20 protein-coding genes are annotated in these 19,229 nt (G+C 60.2%); 16 read left to right on the top strand and 4 right to left on the bottom strand.

Annotated features, from left to right (window positions below):
• Positions 1-2 precede the first annotated feature (2 nt).
• The 3 genes from J7413_RS13615 to maiA are packed head-to-tail and all read left to right on the top strand — an operon-like array spanning position 3 to position 2,479.
• The gene (locus tag J7413_RS13615) at positions 3-1,613 is read left to right on the top strand and encodes an FAD-dependent oxidoreductase (protein ID WP_209099053.1); all 1,611 of its coding nucleotides are present in this window, start codon (positions 3-5) and stop codon (positions 1,611-1,613) included.
• Between the two features lie 3 nt (positions 1,614-1,616).
• Complete coding sequence (locus J7413_RS13620; protein ID WP_209099055.1) at positions 1,617-1,847, top strand: DUF2783 domain-containing protein; 231 nt, start codon at positions 1,617-1,619, stop codon at positions 1,845-1,847.
• Entirely contained in the window at positions 1,844-2,479 is a 636-nt protein-coding gene (gene maiA, locus J7413_RS13625; protein ID WP_209099057.1) for a maleylacetoacetate isomerase, read from the top strand. The genes J7413_RS13620 and maiA overlap by 4 nt, the downstream gene beginning before the upstream one ends.
• A 7-nt stretch (positions 2,480-2,486) precedes the next feature.
• On the opposite strand, the gene hpaR is transcribed toward maiA, so the two are convergent.
• Positions 2,487-2,984, bottom strand: a complete 498-nt coding sequence (gene hpaR, locus J7413_RS13630) for a homoprotocatechuate degradation operon regulator HpaR (protein ID WP_333781874.1) — start codon at positions 2,982-2,984, stop codon at positions 2,487-2,489.
• Between the two features lie 192 nt (positions 2,985-3,176).
• Between hpaR and J7413_RS13635 the strand changes: the two genes are divergently transcribed.
• The 5 genes from J7413_RS13635 to J7413_RS13655 all read left to right on the top strand — a co-directional run bounded on the left by J7413_RS13635 (position 3,177) and on the right by J7413_RS13655 (position 8,064).
• The gene (locus tag J7413_RS13635; RefSeq protein ID WP_209099059.1) at positions 3,177-4,349 is read left to right on the top strand and encodes a substrate-binding domain-containing protein; all 1,173 of its coding nucleotides are present in this window, start codon (positions 3,177-3,179) and stop codon (positions 4,347-4,349) included.
• A gap of 72 nt (positions 4,350-4,421) precedes the next feature.
• Entirely contained in the window at positions 4,422-5,198 is a 777-nt protein-coding gene (locus J7413_RS13640) for an ABC transporter ATP-binding protein (RefSeq protein ID WP_209099061.1), read from the top strand.
• On the top strand, positions 5,191-5,913 hold the full coding sequence (locus J7413_RS13645; RefSeq protein ID WP_209099063.1) for an ABC transporter ATP-binding protein: 723 nt from the start codon (positions 5,191-5,193) through the stop codon (positions 5,911-5,913). The genes J7413_RS13640 and J7413_RS13645 overlap by 8 nt, the downstream gene beginning before the upstream one ends.
• Before the next feature lie 61 nt (positions 5,914-5,974).
• The gene (locus J7413_RS13650; protein ID WP_209099065.1) at positions 5,975-7,006 is read left to right on the top strand and encodes a branched-chain amino acid ABC transporter permease; all 1,032 of its coding nucleotides are present in this window, start codon (positions 5,975-5,977) and stop codon (positions 7,004-7,006) included.
• A 2-nt stretch (positions 7,007-7,008) separates the two neighbouring features.
• Positions 7,009-8,064, top strand: a complete 1,056-nt coding sequence (locus J7413_RS13655) for a branched-chain amino acid ABC transporter permease (protein WP_209099067.1) — start codon at positions 7,009-7,011, stop codon at positions 8,062-8,064.
• Between the two features lie 2 nt (positions 8,065-8,066).
• On the opposite strand, the gene J7413_RS13660 is transcribed toward J7413_RS13655, so the two are convergent.
• Positions 8,067-9,257: a DUF3095 domain-containing protein gene (locus tag J7413_RS13660; RefSeq protein ID WP_209099069.1), complete on the bottom strand. Its 1,191-nt coding sequence runs from the start codon at positions 9,255-9,257 to the stop codon at positions 8,067-8,069.
• A 176-nt stretch (positions 9,258-9,433) separates the two neighbouring features.
• Here J7413_RS13660 and J7413_RS13665 point away from each other — a divergent pair, with 176 nt between their 5' ends.
• The 4 genes from J7413_RS13665 (at position 9,434) to J7413_RS20675 (ending at position 13,828) form a co-directional block, all read left to right on the top strand.
• Entirely contained in the window at positions 9,434-10,606 is a 1,173-nt protein-coding gene (locus J7413_RS13665; RefSeq protein ID WP_209099071.1) for an MFS transporter, read from the top strand.
• 145 nt (positions 10,607-10,751) lie between these two features.
• Positions 10,752-11,774 carry an aspartate-semialdehyde dehydrogenase gene (locus J7413_RS13670; protein WP_209099073.1) on the top strand — a complete coding sequence of 341 codons (1,023 nt, stop codon included), beginning with the start codon at positions 10,752-10,754 and terminating at the stop codon, positions 11,772-11,774.
• 179 nt (positions 11,775-11,953) lie between these two features.
• Entirely contained in the window at positions 11,954-13,579 is a 1,626-nt protein-coding gene (locus J7413_RS13675) for a DUF4139 domain-containing protein (RefSeq protein WP_209099075.1), read from the top strand.
• A 117-nt stretch (positions 13,580-13,696) separates the two neighbouring features.
• Positions 13,697-13,828 (top strand): hypothetical protein, encoded by a 132-nt coding sequence (locus J7413_RS20675; protein WP_280636579.1) that lies wholly within the window; start codon positions 13,697-13,699, stop codon positions 13,826-13,828.
• A 168-nt stretch (positions 13,829-13,996) separates the two neighbouring features.
• Here J7413_RS20675 and J7413_RS13680 read toward each other — a convergent pair whose 3' ends face one another.
• The gene (locus J7413_RS13680; protein ID WP_209099078.1) at positions 13,997-14,647 is read right to left on the bottom strand and encodes a carbonic anhydrase; all 651 of its coding nucleotides are present in this window, start codon (positions 14,645-14,647) and stop codon (positions 13,997-13,999) included.
• A gap of 144 nt (positions 14,648-14,791) precedes the next feature.
• On the opposite strand from J7413_RS13680, the gene J7413_RS13685 reads away from it, so the two are divergent.
• The 4 genes from J7413_RS13685 to speB all read left to right on the top strand — a co-directional run bounded on the left by J7413_RS13685 (position 14,792) and on the right by speB (position 18,612).
• Positions 14,792-15,172, top strand: coding sequence for a hypothetical protein (locus J7413_RS13685; RefSeq protein WP_209099080.1), 381 nt, complete (start codon positions 14,792-14,794; stop codon positions 15,170-15,172).
• Between the two features lie 199 nt (positions 15,173-15,371).
• A complete protein-coding gene (locus J7413_RS13690; protein WP_209099082.1) occupies positions 15,372-16,763 on the top strand; it encodes a leucyl aminopeptidase family protein in 1,392 nt (463 codons plus the stop codon).
• The gene (locus J7413_RS13695) at positions 16,763-17,638 is read left to right on the top strand and encodes an NlpC/P60 family protein (RefSeq protein ID WP_209099084.1); all 876 of its coding nucleotides are present in this window, start codon (positions 16,763-16,765) and stop codon (positions 17,636-17,638) included. The genes J7413_RS13690 and J7413_RS13695 overlap by 1 nt, the downstream gene beginning before the upstream one ends.
• Complete coding sequence (gene speB, locus J7413_RS13700; RefSeq protein WP_209099086.1) at positions 17,635-18,612, top strand: agmatinase; 978 nt, start codon at positions 17,635-17,637, stop codon at positions 18,610-18,612. The genes J7413_RS13695 and speB overlap by 4 nt, the downstream gene beginning before the upstream one ends.
• 79 nt (positions 18,613-18,691) lie before the next feature.
• Here the strand turns inward: speB and J7413_RS13705 are convergent, their stop codons facing one another.
• Positions 18,692-19,039, bottom strand: coding sequence for a DUF2794 domain-containing protein (locus tag J7413_RS13705; RefSeq protein WP_209099166.1), 348 nt, complete (start codon positions 19,037-19,039; stop codon positions 18,692-18,694).
• Between the last annotated feature and the right edge of the window lie 190 nt (positions 19,040-19,229).

A 19,229-nucleotide genomic window follows, 5' to 3' on the forward strand; every position in this document is an offset into this window, starting at 1 on the left:
CTATGACCAAAATCTTTGAAAGTCCCCTCTACGCCTACCACCGCAGCCCCGATCAGGACGCCGCTGTGCCAGTGCGCCACCCGGTTCTGATCATCGGCGCAGGCCCTGTGGGGCTCACCACCGCCATCGATCTCGCCCAGCTGGGTGTCCCCGTGGTGGTGCTTGATGACAATGACCGCGTGGTGACCGGCTCCCGCGCGATTTGCTTTGCCAAACGCCCGCTGGAAATTCTCGATCGTCTGGGCTGTGGTCAGCAAATGGTTGATCACGGCATCGGCTGGTCCAGGGGCAAAGTCTTTTCTCGCGACCGCGCGATCTATGATTTCAACCTCACCGACACCCCCGGTCACAAACGCCCTGCCTTCATCAACCTGCAGCAATACACCTTTGAACGGCTGCTCGTGGAAAAGATCCGCGCCATGCAGGCCGAGGGCGCGCCCATCGAAATACGCGGCTGCAACAAGGTGGAGGCCATTGGCCAGCACTATGATCACGTCACCATCGAGGTCGACACCCCCGAGGGCAGCTACACGCTGGAGGCCGACTGGCTGATCGCCTGTGACGGAGCCAGATCCCCCACCCGCCGCATGCTGGGCATCGCATTTGACGGTGAAGTGTTTGAGGACAATTTCCTCATTGCTGATGTGGTGATGCAGGCCAACTTCCCGACCGAGCGCTGGTTCTGGTTTGATCCCCCTTTCAACCCGGGCCAATCCGCCCTACTGCACAAACAGCCCGAGAACGTCTGGCGGATTGATCTGCAGCTGGGCCCTGACATCGACAAAGAGCGTGAAAAACGCCCCGAAAATGTGATCCCCCGCCTCAAGGCCATGCTGGGGGAGCATGTGGAATTCAAACTTGAGTGGGTGTCGATCTACAGCTTCCAATGCTGTCGGATGGAGCGTTTCGTACACGGCCGCACCATTTTTGCCGGGGATGCGGCCCATCAGGTTTCGCCTTTCGGCGCACGCGGGGCCAACTCCGGCCTGCAGGATGCTGACAATCTCTCATGGAAGCTGCATTTGATCCTGACCGGCAAGGCTCCCAACAGCCTGATGGAGAGCTACCATACAGAACGCGCCGAAGCGGCGGATGAGAATATTCTCAATTCCACCCGCGCCACGGAATTCATCACACCAAAGTCAGACATGAGCCGCCTGCTGCGCGACGCAGTGCTTGATCTTGCGGCAGATCAGGAATTTGCGCGCCCGCTGGTGAATTCTGGCCGCTTGTCCACCCCCTGCACCTACCGCAACAGCCCCCTGATCAGCGCTGATGCCCTCGCCGGCCCCGCGCTCACCTGTCCCGGCAGCCCCTGCCCGGATGCCCCTCTGAGCGAGGGCCACCTGCTCGACAAGCTTGGCAACCGCTTCATCTTGCTCACAATTGATGCAGAGGCCCCCGACGCCTTCGAAGAGTGCGGCGTCCGCGCAGAGCGCCTGGCGCTTTCGGTGCGCGATGACCCGAGCCTGACGCTCAAGCGGCAATACCTCGGCGACTGCCCCGCAGGGGTCTACCTGATCCGCCCCGATCAATACATCGCGGCGCGCCGCGACAGCTATGATGACCGCCACTTCCGCGCCGCCCTGCGCCGCGCCACAGGAAAGGAGTGATCCATGTCAGACCCCCTGTCGAAAACCCTCTCAGAGAAACTGACCCTCACCCCCAATTTTGAAGACGCCGATGCTTTCTTTGCTGCGCTGACACAGGCCCACACCGGGCTCACCCGCGCTGAAAGTGATGCGCTCAATGCGCGGCTGATCTTTGTTCTGGCCAATCACATAGGGGGCAGCGCGGCACTCAACACCGCCATCGCCACCGCCAAAGCCGCGCACGCCACCGCATGAGCACCGTGCTTTATGATTACTGGCGGTCCTCCGCCAGCTACCGTGTGCGTATTGCGCTACATCTCGCAGACATCCCTTTTGAGCGCGTCACCGTCGATCTGCTCAAAGGGGCGCATAAGGCACCAGACCACCTCGCACGTCACGCACAAGGGCTGGTGCCCGCGCTCACCATCGACGATCAGACCTTCACGCAATCGCTGGCGATCCTGGAATACCTCAACGCCACCAGAGACATGCAGCTGGTGCCTCAGGATCCCGCCCAAGCTGCCAAGGTACGCGCCCTCGCACAAACGCTGGCGGTTGATGTGCATCCGGTGTGCAATCTGTCCGTGGTGCGTTTCGCCACCCAAGACATGGACAATCCTGCGCAGGCCAGCACAGCTTGGATGCAGCATTTCATCCGCGCTGGCCTAACCGCCTTTGAGGCACAGCTCGCCGCCTTTGACCAAACACCCTATGCCTGTGGCGACCGCGTGTCGCTCGCCGACATCTGTCTGATCCCACAGCTTTACAATGCCACGCGTTGGGGGGTCGACGTGTCTGATTTTCCCCGCACGGCTGCCGTACAAGCTGCCTGTGATGCGCTGCCCGCCTTTGCAGCAGCACATCCAGATGCCCTCTCACCAGCCTGATTGAGAATTACAGATCTATCTCGTTCAATTGGTTGAGCAGATCCAGCAGCTGATCATAGCGTGCCCCACCCATATGATCCTTTAATTGCTGGGCATATTGACGTGCGCTTGGGATGTTGTCGTCGATCAACTTGAACCCCAGATCTGTCGCTTTGATGACCTGCCTCCGACCATCTTTTTCGTCCCGCTCTCGGGTGATGTAACCCTTCTCTTCCAGCTTGTGCAAAATACGCGTCAAACTGGGAAGCAACAGAACCGCCCGCTCCGCAATAGAGGTCGGATCCATCGGCCCGTCTTCCACCAAAACACGCACCACGCGCCATTGCTGTTCGGTCACCCCTACATCCACCAGCATTTTGCGTGCCGGTTTCATAACTTTCTCTCTCGCACGCAAAAGCACCATGGGAAGAGACTGAGAAGTACTGAGAATTTGAGTATTGCCTGTCATGTAACATTCATGCACCGGAACGGCTTGAAAGGCAATTTTTTTAGCCTGAATTGTCATGGTGCGGCCCATCTGCAGCGGCGCTGCAACAGCTGTGAAACCACAGCACCAAATCGGGCGTACCGCACGCGCAGCACACCTACGTAATTTCCCCGAATTGACCCTTTTCAAACCCACAACCTACCATGACGCCAATCACCTCAGCCAATCGCGTCAGCGGGGCCTTGCAGGTGACGTTAGGGAGGAAAACGCATGAACAAGTGGCTCATTTCGAGCGCAGTTTCGGCTGTGCTAATGGCAACCACCGCGCAGGCTGACATCAAGATCGCCCACGTCTATGGCAAAACCGGCCCGTTTGAGGCCTACGCCAAGCAAAGCCATGACGGCCTGATGCTCGGACTGGAATATGCCACAGGTGGCACGATGGAAATCGACGGTGAGAAAATCGTCGTGATCGAGAAAGACACCCAACTCAAGCCCGACAATGGCAAAGCCCTGCTGGAAGAGGCTTATGGTGATGACGAGGTCGATCTCGCCATTGGTCCGGTCAGCTCAGGTGTGGCCCTCGCCATGCTGCCTGTCGCCGAAGAGTATGAAAAGCTCCTGATTGTCGAGCCGGCCGTCGCCGACAGCATCACCGGCGCCAACTGGAACCGCTATATCTTCCGCACCGGGCGCAACAGCTCGCAAGACGCCATTGCCAATGCCATTGCACTGGCGGGCGAAGACGTGCAAATCGCCACGCTGGCGCAGGACTACGCCTTCGGCCGCGACGGCATCGCCGCCTTCCGCGAAGCGCTTGAGGGTCAGGGGCAGGCGATTGTCCACGAAGAATACGTGCCCACCGACACCACCGATTTCACCGCCGCCGCAGAGCGGATCTTCACCGCGATGAAAGATCTGGAGGGCAACAAACGCCTGTTCATCATCTGGGCGGGCGGCGGCAATCCCATGGGTAAGATTCAAGCCATGGATCCCTCCCGCTTTGGCGTGGAAATTGCCACCGGTGGCAACATTCTGGCCGCCATGAAAGCCTACAAGGAGTTTCCGGGGCTTGAGGGCGCGACCTACTACTACCACGACATCCCGCAAAATGAGGTCAACGACTGGCTCGTGAAAACCCATGAGGAGCGCTTTGGCACGCCTCCAGATTTCTTCACCGCGGGCGGCATGACCGCCGGGATCGCCGCTGTTGAAGCGATCAAAAAGGCAGGCGGCACTGACACCGAAGATCTGATTGCGGCCATGGAAGGCATGGAGTGGATGACTCCCAAGGGCAAAATGATGTTCCGCGCCGAGGATCATCAGGCGCTCCAGCCAATGTATCACTTCAAAATCCGAGTGGATGACAGTGTGGAATGGGCCATCCCCGAACTGGTGCGCGAAATCGCCATCGACGAGCTGCCCATCCCGGTGCGCAACTGATCTGACGGTTTAAAATCCCCGTGGCTCCCGGCCTTCGGGCTGGGGGCACCTTTTACATACGCGACTTGAAACATGTCCCATCCCCTCTTGGAAACCGCCGATCTGACCGTGCGCTTTGGCGGCCACGTTGCGGTGGATCACATCTCCTGCCGTTTTGTCCCCGGTGAACTGACCGCAATTGTCGGTCCTAACGGCGCGGGCAAAACCACCTATTTCAACCTGATCTCCGGCCAGATCCCCGCCTCAGAAGGCCGCGTGCGCCTCAATGGCCGTGACATCACCCGCATGTCCGTCGCCCAGCGCACTCATCTGGGAATTGGCCGTGCCTTTCAGCTCACCAACCTCTTTCCAAATCTCTCGGTGCTGGAAAACATCCGGCTGGTGATCCAGTCCAAGGCGGGGCGGGGCTTCAACCTGTTGTCCATGGCGGATCGCCATGCCGACCTCACCGCCCCCGCGCAGGAGATTCTGGCCCGCGTGCGCATGACGGATCAGGCTGATCAAGTGGTGTCAGAGCTGTCACATGGCGATCAGCGCAAGCTGGAGGTCGCCCTGCTGATCGCGCTGGATCCTTTGGTCTACATGTTTGACGAGCCCACAGCGGGCATGAGCGTCGATGAAGCTCCCGTCGTGCTTGATCTCATCGCCGCGCTGAAAACCCGCAAGGACCGCGCCATTCTGCTGGTGGAACACAAGATGGATGTGATCCGCACGCTCGCGGATCGCATTATCGTTCTGCACAACGGTGCCTTGGCAGCCGATGGCGATCCGGCAACGGTCATGGCCTCTGATGTGGTGCAAGAGGCCTATATGGGCCGCGATCTGGAAGAGGCGCTGGCCCATGTCTGACCCCATTCTCAAATTGGAAGGCGTGTTCACCAACATCGCGCAGTATCACATCCTGCAAGGGGTCGACCTCACCGTGCCGCGCGGCGAAGTCACCATGCTTCTGGGCCGCAATGGCGTGGGCAAAACCACCACATTGCGCACCATCATTGGCCACTGGCGCGCCCATCAGGGCCGCGTGCTGCTGGACGGCACCGATATCACAGGCTTGCCCACGCCTCAGATCGCCCGCGCAGGGATCGGCTTTGTGCCCGAGGACATGGGCATCTTTGCCGACCTCACCGTGGAAGAAAACATGATCCTCGCCGCCGTGTCAGGCCCGATAGACCAGACCCGGCTGCAATGGCTCTTCACGGTGTTCCCAGCGCTTGAAACCTTCTGGAAGAAAGACGCAGGCACACTTTCCGGCGGGCAGAAACAGATGCTGTCCATCGCCCGCGCCATGATTGAAGAGCGTACGCTCTATCTGATTGACGAACCCACCAAAGGGCTCGCGCCCGCCATCATCACCACCATGGCCCGCGCCATCAAAGAGCTGAAGGCCCAAGGCGCCTCCATCCTGCTGGTTGAACAGAACTTCGCCGTCGCCAAAGCGTTGGGAGACAGCGCCAATGTGATGGATGACGGGCGCATGATCTGGTCCGGGCGCATGTCCGAACTGACCGAGGACACCGCTCTGCAGGAGCGTCTGATGGGCCTCAGCATGGAGGCCCACTGATGCGCATTGCGAAAAAACAGCCCTTGGCAAAACTCGCCAGATCAAAACAGGAGGCCGCAGCATGAGTGCCGCACCAGAGCACGCCCCCACCATGGCCCGCTTGTCTGTGGGGCAACGGCTTGGACCATATGCGCCGGTTCTACTTCTTGCCGCGATCATGGCGATCGGTCATTTGGCCATTCCTGCCACCTCAAGCTGGCTGACACTCACGCTTTCCGGCCTCGCCATGGGCATGATGATCTTTATCATGGCCTCCGGCCTCACATTGGTCTTTGGCCTGATGGATGTGATCAACTTCGGCCATGGCGCCTTTGTCTCGGTCGGGGCCTTTGTCGGCGTGTCCTTCCTGCTGCTGCTCGAACATATGAGCGGCGCCTCCAGTCTGACCCTCAATCTCACCGCGCTGATGGTGGCCATTGTTGGCGCAATGGCCGCCACCGGGCTGATGGGCTGGGCCTTTGAGCGTGTGATCGTGAAACCGGTCTACGGCCACCACCTCAAACAGATCCTTGTCACCATGGGCGGTCTGATCGTGGTGGAACAGCTGATCATCGTGCTCTGGGGCCCGGAAGAGATTTACATCACCCGCCCCGAAAGCCTGAAAGGCGCAATCACCTTTGCCGGGGCCGCACTTGAAAAATACCGTCTGGTGGCTGTGGGCATCGGCATCGTGGTGTTCCTCGCCATGCGCTGGACCCTGCGGCGCACCAAAATCGGCCTGATCGTGCGCGCCGGTGTGGAAAACGGCGAGATGGTCATGGCCCTTGGCTACAACCTGCGCCTCGTGTTCATCGGCGTCTTTGTCGCGGGATCTGCCCTCGCAGGTTTGGGCGGCGTGCTCTGGGGCCTCTATCAGGAAGTGGTAACCGCCCATATGGGCAACCAGACCATGATCCTGGTGTTCATCGTCGTCATCATCGGCGGGCTTGGCTCGGTCGAGGGCTGCTTCATCGGCGCACTCATGGTCGGGCTTTTGCAGAATTACGTGGCCTTTCTCGAACCCAAAGCCGCGCTGATCTCCAACATCGCCCTGATGGTGGCGATCCTCATGTGGCGCCCGATGGGCATGATCCCCGTGGTAAAGGCGAAATAGTGATGCTGAAAACCCTGCTGTCTGGCGACATGCCCCGCGCCCCCATCCTCTCTGCCCTGCTGGTGGTGATCCTGATCTGCCTCGCGCTGGCCCCTTTCCTGTTTCCGGGCGTGCGCTCTGTGGATACGGCGGCGCGCATCTGTATCTTCATTGTGCTGGTGGCATCCTATGATCTGCTGCTGGGCTATGGCGGCATTGTCAGCTTTGCCCACACCATGTTCTTTGGGCTGGGGGCCTATGGCGTCGCGCTGGCCTCCACCCATCTGGGGCGCGGCTTTGACAGCCTGCTGATCGGCACGCTCGGGGGCGCGGCCGTCGCCGCCACGCTGGCACTGGTCATCGGGCTGTTTTCCCTGCGTGTCCGCGCCATCTTCTTTGCCATGATCACATTGGCCGTGGCCTCTGCCGTGGCGGTTCTGGTCAGCCAGCTCTCCGGCCTCACCGGCGGCGAAGATGGGCTCTCCTTCAAGATCCCCCGCGCCCTTGGCCCCGCCTTCAAATTCGCAGACGGCGAGATCTTCGGCGTCAAAGCCAATGGCAAATTGCTCAAATACTACCTGATCTTTGGCGCCTGCCTGATCCTCTTCCTGCTCATGCTGCGCATTGTGAATTCGCCCTTTGGCCGCGTGCTGCAATCCATCCGCGAGAATGATTTTCGCGCCGAGGCGATCGGCTACCGCGTGGTACATTACCGCGTCGCAGCCACCTGCCTCTCTGCCGCCATCGCCGCCTGCGCGGGCGCGCTCTATGCGATCTGGCTGCGCTACGTCGGGCCAGACACCACTCTGTCTATGGAGATTATGATCGACATTCTGCTGATGGTGGTGATTGGCGGCATGGGCACCATGTATGGCGCGGTGATCGGTGCCACGCTGTTTGTGCTGGCTCAAAACTATCTGCAAAACCTGCTGTCCCTTGCCGGAGACAGCGTCGCCACCCTGCCCCTGCTGCCTGATCTGCTCAATGCAGACCGCTGGCTGCTCTGGCTGGGTGTGCTGTTCATTCTGTCGGTCTACTTCTTCCCGACAGGTATCGTGGGCCGCCTGCGCAACAACTAATTTCAGGCGGCCCGCATCCGCAGATCATGCATCGCCAGCGCATAGCCGCCAGCCGCCCCATCCACAAAATGCATATGGGTCCGCTCCACCGGGGCGGGCACAATACAAGTCATCATCGCCGCATCCTGCACATGCATCCCATAGTGGATCAGCCCGCGCGCCTGCGCCTTCTGCAAAATCGCCTCAATCTGCGCCCGCATCTCAGCGTCGCAATCCAGCGTCATCTTCAGCCCATCATCAAACTTCTGATAATCAGCATTCCGCGCCACATCCGCTGTGTAAAGCACCGGGTCAAACTGCCCCAACCGCCGCCCACTGCGCAGCAGGCCCCATAAAAACGCACTGACCAGTGTGGCCTTGGCCTTGCGCCACCACAATGGCCCAACAGGGCGGATATGCGCCTCAAGCGCCAGGCCCGGCGGCGGGAACACCGCTTTGGGCCCGTCTGCTGGCACCGGATGTGCCCCGCGTGTCTCTGTCTGTGTCGCCGCAATCACCGCCTGCGCCACCTCCGCAAAGTCGGCCTCAGAAGTGCACTCTTGCGGCTCCATCACCAATGACAAAATGGCGCCGCGCGCCGCCTCCATATTGGCCCACTGACAGCTGAGCCCGCTCAGATCCGGCACATCAGAGGCATCTCTCTGCACAACAGCAAAACGCCCCGCCTTCATTTCACTTTCCAGCCAAGTGAGACCTCCGCCCGCAAAGCTCGCATAATCCACGCCCTCTGCTGGGGCATAGCGCGCCACGCGCACATCCTGCCCCACCGCGCGAATTTCGCCCACCGTGGCCATCGCCACCCGCAAACGCAGCCCATATTCCTGCCACGCCCAGTGCCGCACCGCATCCAAAGCAGCCTCCGCCGCCGCACGCTGGCCCGGCCACACGGCAAACTGCGCGCCATCCCCGCCAAACACATAAGGCAGCTTGGCGCGCTTTGCCGCGTTCAACTGAGCCGAAATCACCGCCGCCCCCACAAGGTTCACGGCTTTGTAGCGTCCTTTCGCAATCTCTTCTGTAGAGCCAACAATATCAGCCGCGCCCACCACCCAGTCCTCTGGCAAAGGCGCATAACCCGAAGGCTCCGCCATCCGGTCAAACTCCTGAAAGCGCGGCAACGCTTCGTAAAAACGCTCTGGCCCGTGGCCTGGGTGCGGCTCACTAGGCGGAATGGGAATGTTTTGCGTGCTCATGCGCCAGCCCTGTTGGTTTGCACGCTCCAATCTACGCATTGCCACCGTGCAGAGTTCATCTTTTTTCAGCAGTGTCACAGCCTTGTGCGCCCGCGTGCGCATCGCGTGAAATCGCACCGGACCTCTTGCCATTTAGACAGACATACTGTCCTGTCTGCGCCGAGGGAGGAATTTTCATGCGCGCAGATCTGATCTTGCTGTGCTTGGCCTATGTGCTGAGCCAGTTTTTCCGGGCCTTTCTGGCGGTGCTGACGCAGGTACTGGAGGTCGACCTCGGGGCCACCGCAGCGGATCTGGCCTTTGCCTCAGGCCTCTGGTTCCTGATCTTTGCGGGCATGCAAATCCCCGTCGGCGCCGCGCTGGATCGCTTTGGGCCGCGCCGCACCACCGCTATTCTGCTGCTTCTGGGCGGCGGTGGCGGGGCCGCGCTCTTTGCCGTGGCCACGGCCCCGATCCATATCTCAATCGCCATGGCGCTGATCGGCATTGGATGTTCGCCGGTGCTGATGGCCAGCTATTTCATCTTTGCCCGCAGCTACCCGCCCGCGCGCTTTGCCACTCTGGCGGCACTGACGCTGGGTGTCGGCTCCGTGGGCAACCTGATCGCCGCCTACCCCACCGCATGGGCCGCAGAAACCATCGGCTGGCGCGCCACGCTCTGGGTGCTCGCCGCCGTCAGCAGCCTGCTCGCAATCGCCGCATGGCGCATGGTGCAAGATCCCCCCGCCGCGCAAAGTGACACGCGCGGCTCTGTACTTGATCTGCTCAAACTGCCCGCCGTTTGGCTGCTGATCCCGCTGATGTTTTTCAACTACATGCCCTCCGCCGGCATTCGCGGTCTCTGGATCGGGCCTTATCTGTCGGATGTCTTTGCCCTCACCACTGGTGAAGTCGGACAGGCAACACTGGCCATGGGGCTGTCTATGATCCTTGGCACCTTCGTCTATGGCCCTGCGGATCGCCTGCTCGGCACGCGCAAATGGATCATCATTGGGGGTGCGTCCGTCTCTGCCGCAGCCCTGATCGCCCTGACACTCTTTGCCAAGCAAAGCGCCCTCACCGCCGTGGTCCTCATGTCCATCGTCGGCTTCGCCGGTGCGGCATTCCCTGTGATGATCGCCCATTCGCGCAGCTTCTTTCCCGAACACCTGACCGGGCGGGGTGTCACTCTGATGAACCTCTTTGGCATCGGCGGCGTGGGTGTGATGCAATTTGGCTCAGGCAAGCTGCACAGCGCCGTTGCGCCCGACAATCCATTGCTGGCCTATCAGATGATTTTTGCTGGCCTCGCCGCGGTGCTCATCATCGGCGCGCTCATCTATTGTTTCTCCGAAGACCGCCTCGACTGAGCGGTTTCAATGCTACAAATTCACCCACTTGTGAGCCATCATCGCAAAGCAGAATACCCCTCATAAGCAATTTCCGTCGTCCGCCCTCTTTTTTCTTGGGCAAAACAGGGCTAAGAGGGCGCGTCGTTAGAAATGGAGACCAAAGATGGGCTATCGCATCGTCGTCGCAGGCGCCACGGGCAACGTGGGTCGCGAAATGCTGAACATTCTGGAGGAGCGTCAGTTCCCCGTGGATGAGCTTGCCGTTCTGGCCAGCCGCCGTAGCCAGGGTACCGAGGTCACCTTCGCCGACAAAACACTGAAAATTCAAGACATTGAACAGTTCGACTTCTCGGGCTGGGACATGGCGCTTTTTGCGATCGGCTCTGACGCCACCAAGAAATTCGCGCCCATCGCTGCGGCTGCAGGCTGTGTCGTGATCGACAACAGCTCGCTCTACCGCTACGACCCGGACGTACCGCTGATCGTGCCTGAGTGTAATGCCGATGCGATTCACGGCTATTCCAAGAAAAACATCATCGCCAACCCCAACTGCTCCACCGCGCAGATGGTTGTGGCGCTGAAGCCCCTGCACGACCGCGCAAAAATCAAACGTGTCGTGGTGTCGACCTACCAGTCCGTGTCCGGCTCCGGCAAAGACGCGATGGACGAGCTCTGGGATCAGACCAAAGCGGTCTACAACCCAACCTCTGACGTGCCGCCAAAGGTCTACACCAAAGAAATCGCCTTCAACGTGATCCCGCACATCGACGTCTTCATGGAAGACGGCTCCACCAAAGAAGAGTGGAAGATGGTTGCCGAGACCAAGAAAATCGTCGACACAAACATCAAAGTCACCGCCACCTGCGTGCGCGTGCCTGTGTTTGTGGGCCACTCTGAATCGATCAACATCGAGTTTGAGGATTTCCTGGACGAAGACGAAGCCCGCGACATCCTACGCCAAAGCCCCGGCATCATGGTCATCGACAAGCGCGAAGACGGCGGCTACGTCACCCCGAAAGAATGCGTGGGCGACTTCGCCACCTTCATCTCGCGCATCCGCCAGGACAGCACCGTCGAAAACGGCCTGAACCTGTGGTGCGTGTCTGACAACCTGCGCAAAGGCGCGGCGCTGAACGCGGTACAGATCGCCGAAACTCTGGGCCGCGAAGTGCTCAAAAAGGGCTAAGCCCTGCGCTGACAGGTATTAGAAAGGCGTCCCTTGGGGCGCCTTTTTTGTGTCGGAATACAGAGTGCGCCCGTGCCTGTGGCAATCCCCCGCCCAAGCGCCTGCCCACAGGCAGGCCTGCCTTGCAACTGCGCCCGCCCCGTGTTGCTCTCCTCTTGAACGCAACACATAGGTGCTTGATGAAACACGCTCTTTTGGCCGCAACCCTGCTGCCCTTCGCCTCACCACTCTCTGCGGACATTATCCCAATCAATGCCCCTGTCACCGCGGCGACCCTGTATTCCGAAGGTGCAACCGTCACCCGAACCGTGCCCTTCACCGCCCCCGAAGGCGCGCATGAGCTGCTCATCACCAATCTGCCCGAAAGCCTAGACCCAACCTCTGTGCGGGTCGCCCTTGAGGGCGCAACCCTTGGCGCCATCACCGTGCGCAACAACCGCACCTTCCCACTCGATCTGCCAGACAGCCCCGCGCTGACCGCCGCCAAAGCCGCCCGTGACGTGGCCCGCGACGCCCTGCGCGCAGTCGAAGACAGCAAAGCAGACGCGCTGCTGACCGCCAAAGCCGCCAAAGCCCGCCTTGCCTATCTCGCCACGCTGAAAGCCCCAACCGAAACCGCCGCCTCAGCGGAAACCCTTTTGGCCACGCTCACCTTGATCAACGAGCAAACCCTTGCGATCCAAAAAGAAATCGCCACGATTGAGCGCGACACCCGACGTTTTGAGCAAACATTGAAAGACCGCCAGCAAGACCTGCAAGACGCCCAAAAACTGGTGGATGCCCTCACGCCTTCGCTCAATGAAAACGCCATGCTTTCGATCTCCATCACCGCGCAGGAGGCCACCACAGGCGCGCTCACCCTGACCCATCTGACCGACGATGCCGGTTGGGAACCAGTCTACGATCTGCACCTGGCCACAGGGGACACGCCGACGCTTACCCTCAAGCGTGGGGCCTTCATTGGCCAATACACCGGCGAAGACTGGCGCGATGTCGCCGTGACGCTTTCCACCAGCCGACCCGACGCACAGACCCAGCCGCAACAGCTCTGGCCAGATTTGCGTCGTATCCTGCCCCAACAAGAGCAACTGGCCTACGCCACCGACAGCCGCGCCCTCAAAAGCGCTCCTGCCCCCATGGCGGAGATGGCGATCATGGCAGACACCGCCGCCGTGGATTTCGGTGATGGCATCAACGCCACCTACACCTACAACACGCCTGTTGATCTCACCTCAGATGCCGATGCGCTGCGCATCGCGCTGGACACACTGGCCCTCACGCCCACGGTCTACGCACACGCCAACCCGCTGTATGACGAAACCGCCTTCCTCATGGCCGATGTCACCAACGCGTCTGAAGAAATCATTCTGCCAAGCGAAAACAGCAGCTTCTATCTCAATGGCACCTTCATTGGCGCGAGCCAGATGCCCCTTCTGGCCCAAGGCGACACAACAGAGCTCTCCTTTGGCCCGATCAACGGCCTCCGCCTGACCGAGACTCTTGTTCAGCGCAACACCGGCGACAGCGGCGTGATCACCACCCGGAATGACCAGACCGAAGAGCGCATTTTGACCGCCGAAAATCTCACCGGTCAGACATGGGATCTGCGCCTCTTTGGCCGCGTCCCCTATTCCGAGCAGGCCGATCTGCAAATCACATGGCAGGCGACCCCAGCCCCGACCGCTGAAGATGTGGACGGAGACCGCGGCATCCTGATGTGGGAGCGCCCACTGGCTGCGGGGGAAACCTTCACTGTGACGCTTTCCCATGAACTCAAATGGCCCACAGACATGATTCTGCGCTGACCCGGCGCCACTGAATCATCACGCAATTTTCCAAAATGGCGCCACACTCGGCGCCATTTTTGCCTCAAACTTAGATTAAATTGCATACACAGGGGCAGGCAAGCAGAGGAACACCATATGTTCACACGCATCGCACAGCGCCTGTCTGGCGCCCGACCTAAGGAAGGCCCGCTGACCGCCAAGGCCCGCCAGCGCCGTCTCATCGCGCTCAAAATGCACGGCATTGCCCAGAAATCGCTGCTCGTCTAGGCGCCCACCTTCCGCTTTTTTTCGCCGCGCTTCCTCTTGCCAAAGATCTCCCGGAGTGAGCCGCGTCTAAAAATCTGTCGGTGGACTGTTTTGGCGGCGGAGGGGCAGGCCCCTCAAACAAAAAGCCCGCAAGACTTGCGGGCTTTCAGCTTAGATCAAAGTGGTCTCTCAGACCTGCACAAACCCTTTGCTTGCGCTTTCGTAGGCCTCAAGCCCACCTTCCGCAATGTTATGCCAAAGCCCGTGCAGCGTCAGCGTACCTGCCTCTACGCGTTCTTTGACAAAGGGGAAGGTCATCAGATTGTCGAGTGACACCAGAACCGAGCGTTTTTCCAGCGCACGTGCCTGCTCGGTGGCGTCCTTGATGTCCGCCACATCTTCATAGCCGGGGCGCAATACGTCCATCCAGCGACCAACAAAACTGTCTTTGGCCTCAAGCGCGGGCGCATGGCCTTTGCACATATCAATGCAGCCCTGCACACCACCGCACTGACTGTGGCCGAGAACCACAACATGCGCGACTTTCAATGCGGTCACCGCATATTCAATCGCAGCACTGGTGCCGTGCTGGTTGCCATCCGGCTGAAACGGCGGCACGAGGTTGGCGATATTGCGGTGAATGAAGAATTCACCCTGATCTGCGCCAAAGATCGATGTCACATGGACACGGCTGTCGCAGCAGCTGATGATCATGGCACGGGGATGCTGCCCCTCTGTGCCCAGATGGCGATACCAGCTCTGATTTTCTTCATATGTTGTGGCTTTCCAACCCTGGTAGCGTTGCACCAAATAGGACGGGAGCGGCTTTATGTGATCCATATGTTTCCTCACGCGTTTTAGGAGGGATAGGTGAAATTTAGCTGTAATTCGAGGGAAAAGAACGACGCAAGAAACTTTTTGAGAAGGTTTGCGTGGTCTTTATGTCCCAACCGTTGGGGGTAACGGAATAACTTGGGGTGAACTATGAACCAAATTGCGACGCTCAAAATGTCCGAGCAAGCTGTCGTTGATCACGATGAACTGACACGTGTGCTGATCCGTCTGGATCAAAACGACGTGGAAGAAACGTTTATGTCTCTGATCAAATCGCTGACAGATCATCTGGCCATGGCAGAGCGGCATTACAATGCGGATGATCTCACAGAACTTGCCGAAACGATGACCTTGGTGGAACTCATCGCGGGCCGTCTGTGCATGACAGCGCTCTCCCGTGTGGCTGTGGATGTGATTGCCTGCTGCGAACGGCATGATTCAGTCGCACTGGCGGCGACCTATGCCCGTCTGATCCGCATCGGCGAATGCGCTCTGCGGGAAATCTGGGATCTGAAGCGCAGCTACATCTGATCACCGCGTGTGGGCAACGCGCCCACCGCCTGTGCACTGCACATCTGACCAAGTCGCATCTGTCAAAGACGCTACGGCCGCTATAGCACCGTTGTGCGCCGCCGACCTTAGGGAACGCGGCGAACAAGCGATTCAATTCATGTGCAAACTGCACTAGGTTGGCATCAAAACATCTCCAATTCGGTGTGAAAGGTGCGCGATGTCTCTCAAATTTGCTTCTTCTGACAGCTCCAATGTCATTCCTCTGCATGTCATCGACAGCGACGGATTTGACGCATGGTGTGATCGCCAGTCTGACCCAACCCGCGCCTTTGTTGCCGCCACGGGCTTTACGCCCGCGCTTGGCAAAAGCCTGCTGGTGCCCGATGCCAGTGGCAAACCACTCTTGGCGATCGCGGGTTTTGGCACCGCAGCCACGCGCGCGCGCGGCCGGTTTGCGCTGGCTGCCGCGGCCGCAACCTTGCCTGAAGGCACCTATGCGCTTGCGGCCCCTTTGCCCGCATCAGATCTGGAAACCGAATGCCTCGGCTGGCTGCTCGCCACCTATGCCTTTGACCGTTACAAAGACCGCTCTGGCGCAAAAACCGCGCTGATCTGCCCGGATGGCGTGGACGCTGAGAAAATCGAATCCATCGCCGCAGGCGAAGCCCTCACCCGCGATCTGATCAACACGCCAGCCTCAGACATGGGCCCTCAAGAGTTAGAGGATGCCGCCAAAAGCCTCGCGCAAGCCCATGGCGCGCGCTGCACTGTGACCACAGGCGACGCGTTGTTGGCCGATAACTTCCCGATGATCCACACCGTCGGCCGTGCCGCCGCCCCCCACCGTGCGCCCCGCCTGATTGACATGTCCTGGGGCCAAAGCGGCCCCAAACTCACACTGGTGGGCAAAGGCGTCTGTTTTGACACCGGCGGGCTGAACCTGAAGCCGGGCGGCTCCATGGGACTGATGAAAAAGGATATGGGCGGTGCAGCCACCGTGCTTGGTCTGGCGCATATGATCATGGCCCTGAACCTGCCGCTGCAGCTGCGCGTGCTGATCCCCGCCGTGGAAAACGCGGTTTCCGGCGACAGCTTCCGCCCCGGCGACATTCTGACCTCGCGCAAAGGGCTGACGGTCGAGATCAACAACACCGACGCCGAAGGCCGCCTCGTGCTGGCCGACGCCCTCGCCCTTGGATCTGAGGACACCCCGGATCTGATGATCTCCATGGCCACGCTCACCGGCGCGGCCCGCGTGGCGGTTGGCCCGGATCTGTCGCCCTACTACACCGATGACGCCGCCTTTGCCGCCGCGCTTGACCACAGCGCAAGCGCCGTCTCAGACCCGGTCTGGCGCATGCCTTTCTGGGAACCTTACGAAAAAATGATCGAACCGGGCATCGCAGACCTCGACAACGCGCCTTCTGGCGGCTTTGCTGGCTCTATCACCGCCGCGCTGTTTTTGCGCCGCTTTGCAACAGGTCAACGTTATGCCCATTTTGACATTTACGGCTGGAACCCCTCTGCGGCCCCGGCCCGCCCCAAAGGCGGTGTTGGCATGGGCGCGCGCGCCATTCTCGCAGCCCTGCCCCAATTGTTAGACCTCTGATGACAGCCCCCACGGACAGACGCCTCACCCCCAGCACCGGCAAAGTCGCCGCCGAGCATCTGCGCGGCAGTGTCGAGGCCCAGACCTATGTCACACCCGTTGCCTACCGTGTGGCTATGGTGGTGACTGATCTGCTCTCAGCGCCCGATGGCACACGCGAGCGGCAGCTGCTGCGTGGTGAGGTCTTCCATGTGATTCACAAAGAGATGGGCATGGCCTTTGGCTATGCAGACAAAGACGGCTATGTCGGTTGGGTCGACATCGGCGATGTGCTGAGCCACCCAAAGCAAACCCCGACGCACCGCATCTCCGCCGCCCGCAGTTATGCAAAATCCACGCCGGGGCTGAAAGCCATGGGGCTTGTCACGCCACTGCCTTTTGGCACCCGCCTCGTGGTGCTTTCTGAGGAGGATGGCTGGTCACGCATCGCTTGGGATGGGGGGCAAGTCACCCGTGATCTCTATGTGCCCGCCAGCCACCTGATGGCCATTGATGCCATCGAACCGGACGCCACCGCCGTTGCCGAACGCCTGATTGGCACGCCATACCTCTGGGGCGGCAACTCAAGCTTTGGGCTGGATTGCTCGGGCCTCGTGCAAGCCGCGCTGCACGCGGTGGGGCTGTCCTGCCCCGGCGACAGCGACCTGCAAGAGGCCGCTTTTGAAGACGCCACAGGCCCCTATCAGCGTGGCGACCTGTTGTTCTGGAAAGGCCATGTCGCCATGGTCACTGATGCAAACACACTGATCCACGCCAACGCGCATCACATGGCCGTGGCTTATGAGCCGATTGCCGAGGCCATCACCCGTATTGCCGCACAGGGCGACGGACCGGTGACCTCCCACAAGCGCCCGACCTACGGAGATGCCGCATGAGCGACGACTTCTTCAAACCCGTCTCCGGCATGGACCTGCCGCGTTTTGCCGGGGTGCCCTCTTTCATGCGCCTGCCAATCATGGATCTGGACCACGCCCGGCTGCGCGACGTGGATGTCGGTCTCATCGGCGTGCCTTGGGACAGCGGCACCACCAACCGGCCCGGCCCGCGCCACGGCCCCCGCCAGCTGCGCGACGCCTCCACCATGATCCGCGCCCAGAACGGCGCCACCGGCGTGCGCCCCTTTGATCTCATCAACTGCGCTGATCTTGGCGATGTGGGCCCCAATCCGGCGGATATTCTCGACAGTATGGAGCGCATCACCGCCTTTTATCAGCAGGTCATGGCCGCAGGCATCACCCCCCTCACCGCAGGGGGCGACCACCTGACCAGCCTGCCCGTGCTCCGCGCGCTCGCCAAAGACGCGCCACTGGGCATGGTGCATTTTGACAGCCACACCGATCTTTATCACAGCTACTTTGGCGGCACGATGTACACCCACGGCACACCGTTTCGCCGCGCGGTGGAAGAGGGTCTGCTGGATCCCAAACGTGTGGTGCAAATCGGCATTCGCGGCAGCACCTATGACGATGAAGACACCGATTTTGCCAAAAGCGTCGGCATCCGCGTGATCCGCATCGAGGAATTCTTTGCGCGTGGTCTGGCTGACGTCATGGCAGAAGCCCGCGAAATTGTCGGCACCGCACCCACTTATGTCAGCTATGACATTGATTTTGTCGATCCAACGTTCGCCCCCGGCACCGGCACGCCCGAAGTGGGCGGCCCCAATAGCTTTCAGGCGCTGGAAGTGGTGCGTGCGCTGGATGGGCTCAACATCATTGGGGCCGATCTGGTGGAGGTGTCCCCGCCTTTTGACAGCACAGGCGGCACAGCCTTCCTTGGGGTCTCCATCATGTTTGAGTTGCTCTGCGTGATGGCAAACGGCATCGCATCCCGCCCCACAGTAGGTTAGGGGCGCTGCCCCTGACACATCTGCGATGTGCCCACCCCGGGATATTTCAAGAATGAGAAACCGGGGCGCGTTGCCTGCGTCAATCCACAGCGCGGATCAATTTGCGCTCCAGCACACGCAGCACGGTCTTGAGGTCATGGCCACGCTTGAGCACCCGACCGTCCATCCCAATCACCGCGTAAAGCCCCTGCTTGTTGCGCAGTTTCGGACGCTTTTCGATCCGATACAGCGGGTTTTCTGCGGTGCGCCTGAAAACAGAAAACACCGCCACTTCCTTGAGTGAAGAAATCCCATAGTCGCGCCACTCTCCGGCGGCGACCATACGGCCATATAGGCCCAGAATGAGCATCAATTCGGTGCGGTGAAACGCAACCTGCTGCGGCGGTTTAAGAGACGGGTGCAAGGCGGTAGGAGGCTGGGCATTCATGCGTTTAGACTTGCGCTCTTTGGAGGCAAAATCAAGCCCTGCACGCCCTACCGTCCCGTCGCCACAGTTGTGCCGCAACTTCTCCTGCAAAAGGCCACGCCGCCTTCCTCTTTTCGCCCAAGCCAAATGCGAATGTATGGACATAGCGACTAAACACGCTACTCCCGACGACGCGGCTTAATTGCCCCCA

The sequence above is a fragment of the Shimia sp. R10_1 genome, from assembly GCF_017744095.1.
In the GTDB taxonomy this organism is placed as follows: Bacteria; Pseudomonadota; Alphaproteobacteria; order Rhodobacterales; family Rhodobacteraceae; genus Shimia.

Bases quoted from the DNA above. Each gene is read 5' to 3' on its own strand.
- J7413_RS20675 (WP_280636579.1), top strand. From the start codon at position 13,697: ATGTTCACACGCATCGCACAGCGCCTGTCTGGCGCCCGACCTAAGGAA.
- J7413_RS13615 (WP_209099053.1), top strand. From the start codon at position 3: ATGACCAAAATCTTTGAAAGTCCCCTCTACGCCTACCACCGCAGCCCC.
- hpaR (WP_333781874.1), bottom strand. From the start codon at position 2,984: ATGACAATTCAGGCTAAAAAAATTGCCTTTCAAGCCGTTCCGGTGCAT.
- J7413_RS13635 (WP_209099059.1), top strand. From the start codon at position 3,177: ATGAACAAGTGGCTCATTTCGAGCGCAGTTTCGGCTGTGCTAATGGCA.
- J7413_RS13695 (WP_209099084.1), top strand. From the start codon at position 16,763: ATGACAGCCCCCACGGACAGACGCCTCACCCCCAGCACCGGCAAAGTC.
- J7413_RS13690 (WP_209099082.1), top strand. From the start codon at position 15,372: ATGTCTCTCAAATTTGCTTCTTCTGACAGCTCCAATGTCATTCCTCTG.
- J7413_RS13620 (WP_209099055.1), top strand. From the start codon at position 1,617: ATGTCAGACCCCCTGTCGAAAACCCTCTCAGAGAAACTGACCCTCACC.
- J7413_RS13650 (WP_209099065.1), top strand. From the start codon at position 5,975: ATGAGTGCCGCACCAGAGCACGCCCCCACCATGGCCCGCTTGTCTGTG.
- J7413_RS13705 (WP_209099166.1), bottom strand. From the start codon at position 19,039: ATGAATGCCCAGCCTCCTACCGCCTTGCACCCGTCTCTTAAACCGCCG.
- J7413_RS13660 (WP_209099069.1), bottom strand. From the start codon at position 9,257: ATGAGCACGCAAAACATTCCCATTCCGCCTAGTGAGCCGCACCCAGGC.
- speB (WP_209099086.1), top strand. From the start codon at position 17,635: ATGAGCGACGACTTCTTCAAACCCGTCTCCGGCATGGACCTGCCGCGT.
- J7413_RS13685 (WP_209099080.1), top strand. From the start codon at position 14,792: ATGAACCAAATTGCGACGCTCAAAATGTCCGAGCAAGCTGTCGTTGAT.
- J7413_RS13670 (WP_209099073.1), top strand. From the start codon at position 10,752: ATGGGCTATCGCATCGTCGTCGCAGGCGCCACGGGCAACGTGGGTCGC.
- J7413_RS13675 (WP_209099075.1), top strand. From the start codon at position 11,954: ATGAAACACGCTCTTTTGGCCGCAACCCTGCTGCCCTTCGCCTCACCA.
- maiA (WP_209099057.1), top strand. From the start codon at position 1,844: ATGAGCACCGTGCTTTATGATTACTGGCGGTCCTCCGCCAGCTACCGT.
- J7413_RS13640 (WP_209099061.1), top strand. From the start codon at position 4,422: ATGTCCCATCCCCTCTTGGAAACCGCCGATCTGACCGTGCGCTTTGGC.
- J7413_RS13680 (WP_209099078.1), bottom strand. From the start codon at position 14,647: ATGGATCACATAAAGCCGCTCCCGTCCTATTTGGTGCAACGCTACCAG.
- J7413_RS13665 (WP_209099071.1), top strand. From the start codon at position 9,434: ATGCGCGCAGATCTGATCTTGCTGTGCTTGGCCTATGTGCTGAGCCAG.
- J7413_RS13655 (WP_209099067.1), top strand. From the start codon at position 7,009: ATGCTGAAAACCCTGCTGTCTGGCGACATGCCCCGCGCCCCCATCCTC.
- J7413_RS13645 (WP_209099063.1), top strand. From the start codon at position 5,191: ATGTCTGACCCCATTCTCAAATTGGAAGGCGTGTTCACCAACATCGCG.